We start from the raw sequence: 13447 nt of genomic DNA on the forward strand, positions 1-13447 counted from the left end.
TACATTGATGACTGACGCTTTAATCTAAATTCAACATCCTTAATTTAGATTGATGATTTTTTCGTTTCCACTTTAAATACATCGTAATTTGCAAGTGCCGGAATACGTGCTTGTAACTCATCCTCTTGCATTGCTAGGTCTTTAAAGTCAAAACACATTTGGTCGGCTCTTTGCTCAATATTCTTCGCTTGTAGCTCAACTTTTTCTTCAATTTGCTCGCCCATACGTTCCATGCGCTGCTCAAACTCGCTCATATCGCCGCCAGAACTTAACATTTCGCTACCTAGCGTAATCAGCAAGCTGCCAATGGATTCCATAATCATTTCTTCCATTGCTTGTTCCATCTGCTGATCGAACTTACTATCGAATGTGTCGCCAATGTTATCGAAACGACCCTGATCCATTATGAATGTGCCGCCGTCATAAAATGCCGCATGAATTTCATCGCCAATCTCTGACATCATTTGTTCCATTGTAGCCATATTTTTTAAGCCAAATGCATTGCCCACTTCGCTTAGGGCAACACCTGCTAACGCGACACCTTCCATCGCAATCTCAGCCACTTGTGGAACCTGACCGCGCACATCGCTAGAGTAACGGGCAAGTAATGTTTGATCCGCTGCAGAGAGTGACTGCGCCTCACCATTAATCTGCAAGTTACCATCTTGGTCAATAACCACTTCTCCTGACTCGGCTTTGATATTAACCGTATCAGGCGTAATCGCTAAGGTGTTATTAAATTCTAAATTGCAGCTATCCGACGAAAAGCTCATATTGCTGTCGTGACCATCTTGATGTGCTACTGCATTTGTTGATAAGCCAATACACGCTGCCACTGCTGTTGTTAAAAGTAATTTTTTCATAGTGATTCCCGTATCTTTTGCGTTTTAATTTTTTCTCTCGTTGATTTAGCTATATCAAGGTCAGTGCCAAATTTAAAAAACAATTAAAATACAAATAGATAACTATTTTTCATGACTTTAAAAGTTTCTATAAAAGCATGTAAAAACTAAAAAATAGTAAATTTAACCATATGATTTGTGTATTTGACCAAGTAATTTGAAATATATTTACTTGCGCAAAATACAATAATGGTTATTACTGTTTATGAGTGCTTAAACATTTAATGTTGAGGGTGATCATGAAAGACAATTACCAAAACATAAACAATCAAGAGCCGCTAAATAGCGATTTAGAAAACAACCAAGAAAACGAACATAAACGCGAAGTTAAAAAACGTTTAGAAGATATTTTAGAAAGAAAGCGATTACGAAAATCCATTGGCATGGATGACACCCACAATTACTGGGATGAGCTATAACAGCATTTCGCGCCATTGTTCAAAAAATAATTAGCCACTGTTGATGCTTTATGTGGCGGGCATTGCACAACCCTAATTCCAAACTTAGTCACACAAAATAATAAAAATCAGCCAATACAAATTAATCCATAAAAGTAGAGCTTGTTGAGCTTTGTGGTCTAAACTCTGTTCAAATTCAAAGCTTTTTGATATCGGCGTTGCTTTGTAGGCCAGCGGACTAAATCAATAAGCAACAACAAAGAACAAAACGCTTTAGTTAACCTGAACGAATTCACCTAAATTTAGGTTAGCTGTGTTCGTTTAACTGCGACATTAAATCACCGAGCAGTGCTTTTAGTTGGGCCGCCTTATCAAGATCTAACCCTACTTTATCTACCAGTTGTGAAGGTAGGCACGAAAGCGACTGCTGTAGGGAGTTACCGTAATCAGTTAAATAAATACGTACTTTTCGCTCATCCCAATCATCACGCCTGCGCTCAATTAAGTTATTGTCGGCCATACGCTTTAAAATAGGCGTTAATGTATTATTGTTTAAAATTGCCTGCTGCCCAATTTCACCTACAGTCACGCCATCTTGCTGCCATAAAATCAGTAAAATAACGTACTGCGGATACGTTAGTTTGTATTTGTCCAACTCAGGCTGATAAAGCCGCGTCACTAAGCGTGACGCCGCATAAATTGGAAAGCAAAGTTGATTTTCTAACAGTTGCTCAGGCTTACTTGTCATACTATTGCGCCAGCGCTTTTTCGATATAGCTAGCAAGCGCATCCGGTTTTGTTGTAGGCGCAAAACGCTTAACTGGTTTGCCATCTCGGCCAATTAAAAACTTAGTAAAGTTCCACTTAATTTTATTGCCTAAAATACCCGACAATTCAGTGCGTAAATACTTATAAAGTGGGTGGCTATTTTCACCATTTACATCGATTTTCTCTGTCATAGTGAAATCAACGCCATAGTTAATTAAACATTCGCCCTGAATTTGTTCTGGCGAGCCTGGTTCTTGTTGGCCAAACTGGTTACATGGGCAACCAATAATAACTAAACCTTGGTCGCTATACTTTTTGTGTAACGCTTGAAGACCTTCATATTGTGGTGTTAATCCACACTTACTCGCAGTATTTACAACTAATACGACTTTGCCTGCAAAATCTGCAAAGTCGATATTCTGACCTTGCAAACTGTTAATACTAAATTGATAAAATGGTGCCATTAGCTTTCTCCTCTATTGCAGTCAAATATATCGTGCGCGATATAATCGCACAATAATAGTTCAAAAATTGAAATAAATCCCGGTCATCTCGATTTAAACTCTTCAATTAAAAAATCGATTAATAAACGTACTCTTAAGGGCATTAGATCACGGTTGGGGTAAACCAGCCAAGAGGCGTTATCAGCAACTTGATATGAGTCTAATAAGCTTACTAATTTGCCACTTTCAATATAGTCACCAACAATATCATACGCTAGATGAGCAATGCCCAAGCCAGATAAACACGCTTGCAGCAGCGCTTCTCCATTATTGCTGCGCCAACGTCCAGCCACCTTAAACTCTTTAATATTGTCGCCCATATTAAAGCGCCAACGGTTAGTAACCGCTATTAAACAATTATGCTCTATCAATTGCTCTGGATGGCTTGGTGCAGGAAACTTTGCTAAGTACTCAGGCGATGCAACTAAAGTCATAACACGTGTTGAAAGAGGCCGTGCAATCAAATTAGAGTCTGCCATTCGGCCAAATCGAATCGCTAAATCAACGCCTTCGGCAATCAAATCTACATTGCGGTTATTAAAATCCATGGTAATCGACACTTGTGAATACCGCTGACAAAACTGCGCGAGCTTTGGTGCTATTTGCTTGGAGGCAAAATCGCCGGCACACGAGATTTTAATTTTGCCCTTCGGTTCTTGTTGTTCACCTTGCAGCGCAAGGTTAGCCTCTTCCATTGCAGATTGAATCGAGTGTAATGAGGCTGCATATTGCTGCCCTGCTTCAGTTAAATTAAGCGAACGCGTTGTGCGTTTTAAAAGCGCAACACCCAATCTCGACTCTAACTGCGAGACGCTACGGCTAATATGTGATGTTGACACATCAAGCACTTTAGCGGCTTGAGTAAAGCTACCACTGTCCACTACAGCCAAAAATTCGTTGATCCCTTGCCAGTTCATACCGAGCACCTATGCAAAAATAAAAATTAAAACACAATTATTATTGCATACATGCAAAAGTGATTTGTCAACGGTGGGGATTTTCCCAACTCAGAAAAACGTTAGACTGGCTTTAATTACCGTACCTAATTGAGGCAATGCAATGGAATTTAGTTTTGTAAATCCAACTAAAATTATTTTTGGCCAAGGCCAAATCGCAAGTATTCAACACGAGATCCCACAGTCAGCAAAAGTACTGGTTATTTATGGCGGTGGCAGTATCAAACAAAATGGTATTTACCAGCAGGTAACCGATGCCCTGAGTGAACACCAAGTTTTTGAGTTTTCGGGTATTGAGCCAAACCCGAGTTATGAAACCGCAATGCGTGCAGTTGCACAAATAAAAGAGCACAACATCGATTATTTACTTGCGGTAGGCGGTGGCTCCGTTATTGATGGCACAAAGTTTATTGCTGCTGCGGCCAAGTTCGATGGTGAACCATGGGATATTTTAGCAAAAGCAGCAGAAGTAACAGACGCCCTGCCAATTGGTGTTGTACTTACCTTACCTGCTACAGGCTCGGAATCAAATAGCTATTCAGTTGTATCTAAGCTCGACACCAACGACAAGCTGCCGTTCGCGAGTGAAAAAGTACAACCAAAGTTTGCTGTACTTGATGCACAAGTAACAAAAACATTACCTGAAAGACAATTAGCGAACGGTATCGTTGACGCATTTGTGCACGTTATGGAGCAATACTTAACATTTGACCATGGTGCCAAAGTGCAAGATCGTTTTGCTGAAGGCTTATTGCATACGCTAATTGAAGATGGTCCACGTGTGTTCGCAGAACCAGATAACATGATGGTTCGAGAAAACCTAATGTGGTCGGCAACTATGGCGCTAAATGGGCTAATTGGTGCAGGTGTACCACAAGACTGGTCTACACATATGCTTGGCCATGAAGTAACTGCATTATACGGCTTAGATCACGCGCAAACTCTCGCGATTGTGCTGCCACGCATGATAAATGCGATGCGCCAACAAAAAGAAGCGAAGTTATTGCAGTATGCTGAACGCATTTGGGGTATTACAGAGCAAGATAAAAACTTAGCTATTGACCGAGCGATTGAAAAAACCGAGGCGTTTTTCCACTCGGTAAACATGCCAACGCGTTTAAGCGATTACCAGTTAGATGAAAAAGTAGCTGATGCTGTCGTTGAACAGCTTGAACGTCACGGTATGACTGAGCTTGGTGAAAGCCAACAAGTAACACTTGATATAAGCCGCGCAGTATTAAAGGCATCGGTTTAAGCGCCCACTGCTAAACTCTAACTGCTTTAAAGCAGTTAGAGTTTCAGTAAAAAGAACACCACCAAACTCACCACGGTAGTGACATATAAATTCTTAAAGCGATATGCCAGTAAAACGGCAACACCTGCTGCGATTAAATACGGATTATCGAGCGAAATAGCCAACTCCCCCTTTTGTACAAATACAATCGGTACCCAAATCGCAGTAAGCACACACGGCGCGCTAAAACTTAAAAAACGCTGCATTTTAGGCCCTATGCTAAAGGGCAAACGCTTAGATAAAAATAAAAAACGCGTTGTGAATGTGATGCATGCCATCAAAAAAATAATCTCTAGCATTTTGCACCTCGCCTGCTTTCAAGCACATAACCCACACTCATGCCAAGCAGTGCGGCGAAAATAAGTCCAAGTTCAAATTGCCAAAGTTTAAAAATAACAATACTGATAGCCGAGGTTAAACACGCTATTAAAACTGGCCAATTGTTGATACTTGGGATCACCAAGGCGATAAAAATTGAGGCGATCGCGAAGTCTAACCCAAGCTGAGTTAGGTCTGGCAGTAACGCCCCTGCAACAACACCTATAAGTGTCCAAATATTCCAAGCGATATAAAAGCTGCCGCCCGCAACTAAGGCGTAAATTAGCCTTACTTTCCCTTGATATGCCCTATGGTGATGTGAAAAAGCAAAAAGTTCATCCGTTAGTAAAAACCCCAAGCCTAAACGCCACTTAAGCGGCTTATCAATTAAACGATGGCGCACACTTAAGCCATACAAAAAGTGGCGAGCACTAATAATAAAAGTAGTGACTAAAATGGTGATAAGTGAGGCGTTACCAGCGATTAGTTCTATTGCAACAAGTTGCGCAGAACCGGCAAACACCAATAGTGACATTAGCTGTGCTTCTAGCGGACTAAAACCCGATTGCACTGCCAGCGAGCCACATAAAATACCCCATGGGATCACCGCTAGATTGAGTGGGAGCATATCCCAAAACCCTTTAGCAATTGCTGTTTTCATTTAATTCTCGTTGATTGACCAATAATTTATGAGACTTGGTAAAGTACTGCCTTGCTGTACTGCTTAGGGGTCAACCCCATATTCTTCTTAAAATATCGATGAAAGTGACTTTGGTCATAAAAACCAACGGATAGTGCCACTTCATTAATCGCAAGCCCCGAGCGTAGCATTTGCTTGGCGCGATTTATACGAAATTGCGTTTGATAAACATGCGGTGTCATACCTGTTTCAGCCTTAAACTGCCGAATAAAGTGAAACGGACTCATATGAGCAATCGCGGCAAGTTCGGTCAGACTAATATTATCGAAATAATAATCGCGCAAATAATCAAGCGCCGAGTTTAGTTGTGGTTTGCGTGATAGCCCTTTTAAATTAAAAGCTCGTTTATTATGGCGAGCAATTAAATTAATTAATAATTGATACAATGCTGACTGCTTTGCCAACACACTTTTCTCAGTCGCGAGTAAATCAAAGGTAACCGCCATTTGCTTTGCTAATACAGGGTCGAACACTACCGCTTGTTCAAAATAAGGCGCGCCTAGTTTTGCTTTACCAATCCCATCAGTTAGCCCTTCAAATAACTCTGGAGTTGGATACATAGCACGGTAACCCCAGCCATGCTCCGTCGCAGTTTGACCATTATGTACTTGGTCTGCATTAACTAAGATAATACTGCTTGCTGGCGCGACATGATTTTCACCACTGCGAAAAAACCGCTGTGCACCATTTTCAATTAACCCTATGGTATAACCTTCATGACTATGGCGTGCGAAATTCTGCTGCTTATACTGCGCTTTTAGTACTTCGAGTCCATTTAAATCCTGATGATATTGAAAGACTGTTTTTTCCATGAACGCTTCTCAAAAATAAAGGGAGCAAAATATTTACACAATCAGTATAGCCAAGCGGTTTTTTTAAAATTGTACAAAATTGCTCAATAACATTTTTTATGGTGTTTAACGTATTTGCTTATCGTATTCATCTGATTTATGGCAACATAGTAAGACTTCAATTTGGGTTTAAAGACCTTACATATTGATTTATTTTTATAACACGCTTTAGGGGCCAAAATGCAAAAAACACAAGTATGGGATGGATTTATCCGTTTTTTCCATTGGAGCATGGTCGCATTAGTTGCAACACTTTACTATTCGGCTGAAAACAGCCTTATGGAAGTGCACTTTGTCGCAGGCTTCACACTATTAGCACTATTAGCAACACGTATTATTTGGGGCATTATCGGCAGTGATACTGCAAAATTATCGGCATTACTGCATTCACCGAAAAGCACTATCGCAGCGATTAAAGGGCAGCAACAAGCAAAACCAGGGCACAACGCAGCTGGTAGTTATATGGTGATCGCGTTTCTTATATTACTTGTTTCGCAAGCCGTTACGGGTTTAATGACCACAGACGATATAATGTATGATGGCCCGTTAGTAGCTATGGTGAGCAGCGACCTATCGTCGCTTGCTGGCAGCTTACATCATAAAATTTTTGACTTAATCTTGGTTGCAATCGCACTGCATATTGCGGCTATTGTTGTTTATAAACTAAAAGGCAAAGCACTTGTGCCACCTATGATCACAGGCAAAACAGCAGAAAGTTATAAACAAAGTGTCAAAATGAAAAGCGGTTGGCTAGGCTTTGCGATCTTTGCAGTGCTTGCCACGGCTATTCTCTACGTTTGGGGCGCTGAGTCAATTAGTACATTGATAGGCTAAACTAACACCAAATAACCACATTAAAAAGGTCAGCATATGCTGACCTTTTTTGCGATTAACTTAAGCAATTAATCTTTGAAAGACTTGTGACAATCTTTACAACCTTTTGCCCAAGCGCCAAATGCAGGTTTAATTACTTTTGGGTCACCTGACTGTGCAGCAACTGCTAGTTTATCCGCATAATCAGCAAACGCATTTGCTTTTTGCATAAACGTTTCATTGTCTGACCATACAGCCGCTAGTGCAGACGTATCGCCTTTGTCTGTGCCCGCGTAAAACGCTTCCCAAGGCATTTTCGATAATGCCGCAGCATTGTTAGCACGCATTTGGAAAGTTTCCGCGTTAAATTCAACTTTACCTTTTAACATATCGCCCATATTTGCGATTTGCGTACGAATTAACTGAAACGCTTGTTGACGGTATTCGATAGCATCCTCTGCTTCTTTGAATGCAGGGTTAGCGTTTGCAAGTGCTGGTGCAGCAATTGCAGCTGCAAGAACTAATGTTCTTAATTTCATAGTTTGCCCCTAATATTATTAACTTACCAATTATTACAGCATCCCATTCAATGCTGCAACTGGAAACGACCAATCCGCGAATTTACGCGTTATAAGATTCAAATGGTGTATTCTTTTGTTACCAAAGTACTTTTTCAATGGTGTTTGGCGCTTCACCAATCAAGGTTGAAACCACGCGATTTTGCTTATCTAACAAGATAATGCGTGGCACACCCGCGTTGGCAAATTGACTGTAAATTTTACGTTCTGGATCAGCCACCATGGTGAAGTTAGTTGCAAACTTTTCTGAAAAGTTCACTAAGCTTTGCGTATCTTCTTCTCGACCAATCGCAACAATCTGCAGATCAGGGTCTGCGATAAGTGGCGATGCCATTAACTGTTTAACAAAACGCTGTGAATCACTACACCAAGTGGCGAAAAGTAACACTAACTTGCGCTTGTCTTCGGCCAACTCAACCGTCTCCCCTTTCATATCGTTAAATTGTGAGATAGGAAAAGATTCACCTTGAGCAATATAGGTTTCGTAATTGGGTTTCTGGTAGGTGGTTTGATTTTTTGGCGTTTGCGCACAACCTGCTAGCGTTCCTAGCAACATCAGAGGTAATAGGTATTTCATTTATATTCCATATAATTATTTACGCTGGACTCAGTGTTAAAAATTTAGCATCATGCGTCAAGCTATCACTGAGTAATATTTAAGTCCTTGTTTGAGCTACCTATCACTATTTTTTACCGCATTTATTGCTGCAACACTACTTCCCACAGCCTCTGAAGGCATGCTTGCTTATCTCACCCAGCAACAATACAACATTGCTTTGCTGTGGTTTAGTGCAACATTGGGTAACACTTTAGGTAGTTGCGTTAATTGGTGGTTAGGAAAAGAGCTTAATCGCTTTAAAGATAGAAAGTGGTTTGCAGTATCTGAGCAGCAACTAGAAAAAGCACAGCATAGCTTTAATCGTTACGGCAGAGCGAGTTTATTATTAGCTTGGCTGCCCATTGTGGGCGATCCACTCACCTTTGTTGCTGGCATTATGCGGGTGCAGTTTTCTATTTTCGTATTGCTTGTAGCTATTGGAAAAGCACTGCGATACGCCATAGTTATCGCTATGGCGCTACAGTTTTTTTAGTTTTGCTTTTGCCATGCAAGCGTAAGCGATACCGAATCTGCAAAGCGCAATGCATGTGGCTTATCGATAGACACTTTGGCAAATGTTACACTTGAATGGCGATGACATTCTTCCAGTACATCGGCCACCAATTTTTCAAGCAGCAAAAAGTGGCCATTTTCCACCAGCTCAATCACTGCTTTGGTTATGTCTTTGTAGTTTACCGCTTGGTCTACTTGGTCGGTAACACAGGCCATATCGGCCGGATAATGCACTTCAATATTAATCACCACATCTTGCTTTTTTTCACGCTCTTCAGGGTTAAAGCCAATGTAAGTGCGCAGGCGTAAATTTGTTATATTTATAATCGCATTGAGCATAGTTACCCCTTAACTAACTGCAAGAATTCATTGCGGGTTTTTGGATCTTCACGGAAATTACCCAACATCACAGACGTACGCATTTTAGAGTTTTGTTTCTCTACACCGCGCATCATCATGCACATGTGTTTAGCCTCAACAATAACACCTACCCCTTTCGCGTTAGTAACTTGTTGCACCGCTTCAGCAATTTGATGCGTAAGCTGTTCTTGAATTTGAAAGCGGCGTGCAAACATATCAACAATGCGCGCAAACTTTGATAACCCAAGTACTTTACCATCAGGAATATAGGCGATATGGCAACGACCAACAAAGGGTAATAGATGATGCTCACACATTGAATACAGCTCGATATCTTGGATCAACACCATATCGTCGGCATCTGAGGTAAACACTGCATTGTTGGTAATTTCGTCAAGCGTTTGGCGATAACCTTTTGTCAGGTACTCCATTGCCTTAGCCGCTCGTTTTGGCGTATCAAGCAGGCCTTCGCGCTCTGGATTCTCGCCAACCGCTTCAATAATTTGTCGGTAGTTTTCAGCTAGTTTCTTTTCCATTGTTCTATCCTATTTTAGGTGACGACCACCATCGAGTTGCAATGTGCGTCCTGTCATATAATTGCTGTTTAGAATCATTTCGATACCATTAATAACTTCTGCTGTGCCGGGTTCTAACGCCATAATCGATTTTTTCAGGGTTTTTGCACGGTATGCATCATCATCATGGTCATTAAAAATAATTAATGACGGCGCAATCGAATTCACTTTCACTTTTGGCGCTAACTTGGCAGAAAATGAACGCGTTAAATTATCAAGTGCCGCTTTACTTGCGGCATAAGCAATATGCTTTGGGCTGCCTTTTTCAACAACGTAATCAGTAATATGGATAATATCACTGTGCTCGTCGCTGCTATTTTGCAATAAAGGCGTGAGTGCTAAGTTTAATAAATAGGGCACTTTTGCGTGAATATTCATCATGTTATCAAATAAATTATTAAAGTCTGGGTTCTTGCTTTCGCAATCCCAACTTGATGCATTATGAATAATCGCACTGAGTTCGTTAGTGTGGCTTTTAACTTGTTCTACCAACTTTTCTACGGCATCACTTTGCTCAAAGTCACATGCTAAACAAATAGCGCCAAGCTCCAACAACTCATTTACTGACGCATGTTTAGTGCGATAAGTAATAATCAGTTTGTCGCCTTTATTTAAAAAATGCTTTGCTAAATCAAGGCCAATACGCTGCGCCGCGCCGGTAATTAATATTGTTGCCATATAGTTTTAATAAATTATCGTTGAGTTTTTTTGTTTCTAATTTAACTATAAACCTAACTTCTTGATTTATTAAGTGGTTAAGCAAATTAAACTAAATTACACCGAGATTTATACTGTTTTTCACGACGCTTAGATCTGTAACATGCCATTTCTTGGTTGCTTGCTTCAGTAAATTCATTTTTGTAGCAGCTTGATAGGGTTTTATACACAGCGGAAGCTGCGTGGCATATTCTATGTGAGTTAGCCGATAGCGCACACCAAGGTAACGCTTTAATTATTTACCTTGTCTTTGCATCAAATACTTTGCTATTTTGTAAGCAACCAATAATGACAGCGCTGTCCATGAATTTTAAAAACCGAAGCTACCGTCAATACATTCCCCTTTTATTTTTAGCTAGCACTTATATTTGCTGGCTATTCATGCAGGGAATAAACAGTGCCTTGGCTAATTTTATGTCGCAAATTAGTATTGCGATTACCATGGCATTCGGGTCATTTGTTGCAGGCGGTACAGCGCTTGGCGGCGGTGCTGTTGCTTTTCCAGTCATGACTAAAGTGCTGGCAATTGAACCTGCTACTGCAAAAGTATTTTCACTTGCTATTCAGAGCTTTGGGATGACCGCTGCCAGTCTCACCATTATATTTAGCGGCATCAAATATTACCGTTCGGTTGTATTACTTGCGCTTTTTGGCGCATTACCCGGCGTCGCTATCAGCTTGTTGTTTATTGCTGATCTTCTGCCTAGATTGGTCACAAAATCACTGTTTAGCGTTTTTTTATTAGTCTTTGCCATCACCCTGCTTCGTGCTCATTGGAAAGGTAAACAGCAGTTAGATATAGACTTAAGCTGTAAAAAGAAAAATGCCTTAGTGGTATTTGTGGCGTTGTTAGGCGGTATCGTCAGTGGCTTGATTGGCTCAGGGGCAGATATCGCTATTTTTGCCTTGTTAATGCTGCATTTTAAAGCTGATTTAAAAGTCGCGACTGCCACGTCAGTAATCGTTATGGCGGTAACATCAGTATTTGCTAGCGGTATAAATTTCTTATATTTAAACGCGATAACCGCGCCAATATCTCAATATGTATTGGCGGCGATTCCGGTTGTTGTAATAGGCGCACCTCTTGGCGCATATTGCTGCGCAAAAGTACCTAAATCGGTGTTATTAAGCTTTTTGCTAATGCTCATTGGTCTTGAAGTTGCCTTTACCTTGTACGAAATAATTGGCAACTTATAAAACTCTTCAGGTTACTCAGGTAAACGTTCAGAGCTGCGTATTTGGTCGTCAAATAGTACGTCATTATCGGCAACATCTAATCCCATACAATCTCGCAACGCTTCAAAACAATCTATGTTGGCTTGCGCCCACATAATATCATCAGCCGTCACTTTAAGACGTCCTTCGCTTTGCGCTCTTTGCATCGCTAACATTTCAATTAACGTTGTCATCGTTGTTCCTTAAGCAACAATAATGCAGTTTCTACCTGATTCTTTCGCTTTATACAGTGCTTTATCTGCACGCTCGAGAAGCATTTCACACGATTCACCATCAAACTCAGCCACACCAAAGCTGGCTGAAATACTGCGCAATGATTTACCTGTTTTATTGTCTTTTAACGCCAAACGTTCAATATCGACACGGATTTTTTCTAAATAATTAACTGCTGAGCGCTTATCTTTAAACTGACTCAAAATACAAAACTCTTCACCACCATAGCGATACGCAGCATTCAGTTCATCGGCGTGTTTTTTTAATCTTTCAGCAACCACTTTTAGTACGAGGTCACCTTTTTGATGACCGAAATCATCGTTAAACTGTTTAAAATTATCGATATCCACAATGGTTAAATAGAGCTTTAAAACACTGTGGTGACTGTTGCACAATAGGTCGAGATCTTCGTCAAATGACTTACGATTATTAAGGCCTGTTAAACCATCTTTTGATGCCGCTCTTTTCGATTCATTGAGCTCACTACGCAGTTTGGAAATCTCTTGATATGCAGCACGTAATTGCTGCTGAAAACGCTCGGTTGTATGCTGCATACTTTTTGATTCTTCCGACAGCTTATTAACTAATTCTAAAATATCTCGTTCTGATGCGTCTTCTTTTGAAAAATCGCTTAGCTCTTGATTACATGAGCTCAAAACTTCACTAAAGTCATTGGCTGAATTTAAGGTTTGCCCTACGTTCTTTTCAACCTCAGCAACAACCGCATTAATGTCTTCAGCAACTGAATCAAACAGCTCAAGATCTTTGTCTGATAAAAACTCTTCAAATAAATCCCGCGACAATGCTGGCGGGCAAGTACCAAAGGTTCTTAATGCAGAGTCGAGCTTTTGATTTAACTTGGGATGGTTACCTGATACATAGCTATACCAAAGCGCATAATTTGCGGGCGTAACCGCAATATTGTACTTAACCATTAACGGCACCGCTTTGCGTAAACACTCAGCTGAGTGAGATAAGGTATTCTTCAAACGAAACTCCACTTTATAATCCTTATGCGTTCCGTAGCTATAATTCGTGTACGATTTTTAGCCGCAATATAAGTGTTCTTAAAAAGTGTAGTCGAGGAAAATTGAATTGCTAAAAACTATTCAGATTTATAGCGATTTAAAGCAATAAAAAAGCCCTAATAAATA

Annotated in this window: 19 protein-coding genes; 5 read left to right on the top strand and 14 right to left on the bottom strand. The window is 40.5% G+C overall.

The features are described from left to right. Positions 1–44: 44 nt before the first annotated feature. Positions 45–863 (bottom strand): YggN family protein, encoded by an 819-nt coding sequence (locus ACXAFE_RS13955; RefSeq protein WP_475153524.1) that lies wholly within the window; start codon positions 861–863, stop codon positions 45–47. 278 nt (positions 864–1141) lie between these two features. Here ACXAFE_RS13955 and ACXAFE_RS13960 point away from each other — a divergent pair, with 278 nt between their 5' ends. Next, on the top strand, positions 1142–1321 hold the full coding sequence (locus tag ACXAFE_RS13960; protein ID WP_040641207.1) for a PA3496 family putative envelope integrity protein: 180 nt from the start codon (positions 1142–1144) through the stop codon (positions 1319–1321). Positions 1322–1607: 286 nt separating this feature from the next. On the opposite strand, the gene ACXAFE_RS13965 is transcribed toward ACXAFE_RS13960, so the two are convergent. The 3 genes from ACXAFE_RS13965 to ACXAFE_RS13975 all read right to left on the bottom strand — a co-directional run bounded on the left by ACXAFE_RS13965 (position 1608) and on the right by ACXAFE_RS13975 (position 3488). After that, the gene (locus ACXAFE_RS13965; RefSeq protein WP_054979348.1) at positions 1608–2048 is read right to left on the bottom strand and encodes a MarR family winged helix-turn-helix transcriptional regulator; all 441 of its coding nucleotides are present in this window, start codon (positions 2046–2048) and stop codon (positions 1608–1610) included. 1 nt (position 2049) lies between these two features. Further along, the gene (locus ACXAFE_RS13970; protein WP_054979349.1) at positions 2050–2532 is read right to left on the bottom strand and encodes a glutathione peroxidase; all 483 of its coding nucleotides are present in this window, start codon (positions 2530–2532) and stop codon (positions 2050–2052) included. Positions 2533–2615: 83 nt separating this feature from the next. Beyond that, complete coding sequence (locus ACXAFE_RS13975; protein WP_475153525.1) at positions 2616–3488, bottom strand: LysR family transcriptional regulator; 873 nt, start codon at positions 3486–3488, stop codon at positions 2616–2618. Positions 3489–3630: 142 nt separating this feature from the next. On the opposite strand from ACXAFE_RS13975, the gene ACXAFE_RS13980 reads away from it, so the two are divergent. Further along, positions 3631–4782, top strand: a complete 1152-nt coding sequence (locus tag ACXAFE_RS13980; protein WP_475153526.1) for an iron-containing alcohol dehydrogenase — start codon at positions 3631–3633, stop codon at positions 4780–4782. Positions 4783–4817: 35 nt separating this feature from the next. On the opposite strand, the gene ACXAFE_RS13985 is transcribed toward ACXAFE_RS13980, so the two are convergent. The 3 genes from ACXAFE_RS13985 to ACXAFE_RS13995 are packed head-to-tail and all read right to left on the bottom strand — an operon-like array spanning position 4818 to position 6651. Next, positions 4818–5120, bottom strand: coding sequence for an AzlD domain-containing protein (locus ACXAFE_RS13985; RefSeq protein WP_475153527.1), 303 nt, complete (start codon positions 5118–5120; stop codon positions 4818–4820). Next, entirely contained in the window at positions 5114–5800 is a 687-nt protein-coding gene (locus tag ACXAFE_RS13990; protein ID WP_475153528.1) for an AzlC family ABC transporter permease, read from the bottom strand. The genes ACXAFE_RS13985 and ACXAFE_RS13990 overlap by 7 nt, the downstream gene beginning before the upstream one ends. A gap of 26 nt (positions 5801–5826) precedes the next feature. Beyond that, entirely contained in the window at positions 5827–6651 is an 825-nt protein-coding gene (locus ACXAFE_RS13995; protein WP_475153529.1) for a helix-turn-helix domain-containing protein, read from the bottom strand. Positions 6652–6870: 219 nt separating this feature from the next. Between ACXAFE_RS13995 and ACXAFE_RS14000 the strand changes: the two genes are divergently transcribed. Next, positions 6871–7524 carry a cytochrome b/b6 domain-containing protein gene (locus tag ACXAFE_RS14000; RefSeq protein ID WP_475153530.1) on the top strand — a complete coding sequence of 218 codons (654 nt, stop codon included), beginning with the start codon at positions 6871–6873 and terminating at the stop codon, positions 7522–7524. 68 nt (positions 7525–7592) lie between these two features. On the opposite strand, the gene ACXAFE_RS14005 is transcribed toward ACXAFE_RS14000, so the two are convergent. Next, positions 7593–8042, bottom strand: a complete 450-nt coding sequence (locus tag ACXAFE_RS14005) for a c-type cytochrome (protein WP_010561374.1) — start codon at positions 8040–8042, stop codon at positions 7593–7595. A gap of 118 nt (positions 8043–8160) precedes the next feature. Beyond that, entirely contained in the window at positions 8161–8658 is a 498-nt protein-coding gene (locus ACXAFE_RS14010) for a TlpA family protein disulfide reductase (protein ID WP_475153531.1), read from the bottom strand. A gap of 91 nt (positions 8659–8749) precedes the next feature. Here ACXAFE_RS14010 and ACXAFE_RS14015 point away from each other — a divergent pair, with 91 nt between their 5' ends. Beyond that, positions 8750–9172: a YqaA family protein gene (locus ACXAFE_RS14015; RefSeq protein WP_475153532.1), complete on the top strand. Its 423-nt coding sequence runs from the start codon at positions 8750–8752 to the stop codon at positions 9170–9172. Here the strand turns inward: ACXAFE_RS14015 and folX are convergent. The 3 genes from folX to folM are packed head-to-tail and all read right to left on the bottom strand — an operon-like array spanning position 9169 to position 10805. After that, positions 9169–9531, bottom strand: coding sequence for a dihydroneopterin triphosphate 2'-epimerase (folX, locus tag ACXAFE_RS14020; protein ID WP_475153533.1), 363 nt, complete (start codon positions 9529–9531; stop codon positions 9169–9171). The genes ACXAFE_RS14015 and folX overlap by 4 nt on opposite strands. Positions 9532–9533: 2 nt before the next feature. Next, positions 9534–10088 carry a GTP cyclohydrolase I FolE gene (gene folE, locus ACXAFE_RS14025; protein WP_010561370.1) on the bottom strand — a complete coding sequence of 185 codons (555 nt, stop codon included), beginning with the start codon at positions 10086–10088 and terminating at the stop codon, positions 9534–9536. Between the two features lie 9 nt (positions 10089–10097). Next, positions 10098–10805: a dihydromonapterin reductase gene (folM, locus tag ACXAFE_RS14030; RefSeq protein WP_475153534.1), complete on the bottom strand. Its 708-nt coding sequence runs from the start codon at positions 10803–10805 to the stop codon at positions 10098–10100. Between the two features lie 453 nt (positions 10806–11258). Between folM and ACXAFE_RS14035 the strand changes: the two genes are divergently transcribed. After that, entirely contained in the window at positions 11259–12041 is a 783-nt protein-coding gene (locus ACXAFE_RS14035; RefSeq protein ID WP_475153535.1) for a TSUP family transporter, read from the top strand. 11 nt (positions 12042–12052) lie between these two features. Here ACXAFE_RS14035 and ACXAFE_RS14040 read toward each other — a convergent pair whose 3' ends face one another. Both ACXAFE_RS14040 and ACXAFE_RS14045 read right to left on the bottom strand, forming a co-directional pair. Next, positions 12053–12253 (bottom strand): hypothetical protein, encoded by a 201-nt coding sequence (locus tag ACXAFE_RS14040; RefSeq protein ID WP_054979358.1) that lies wholly within the window; start codon positions 12251–12253, stop codon positions 12053–12055. Positions 12254–12262: 9 nt separating this feature from the next. Then, positions 12263–13294, bottom strand: a complete 1032-nt coding sequence (locus ACXAFE_RS14045; RefSeq protein ID WP_475153536.1) for a GGDEF domain-containing protein — start codon at positions 13292–13294, stop codon at positions 12263–12265. Positions 13295–13447 lie beyond the last annotated feature (153 nt).

The organism is Pseudoalteromonas sp. ABV4_021, assembly GCF_056159365.1.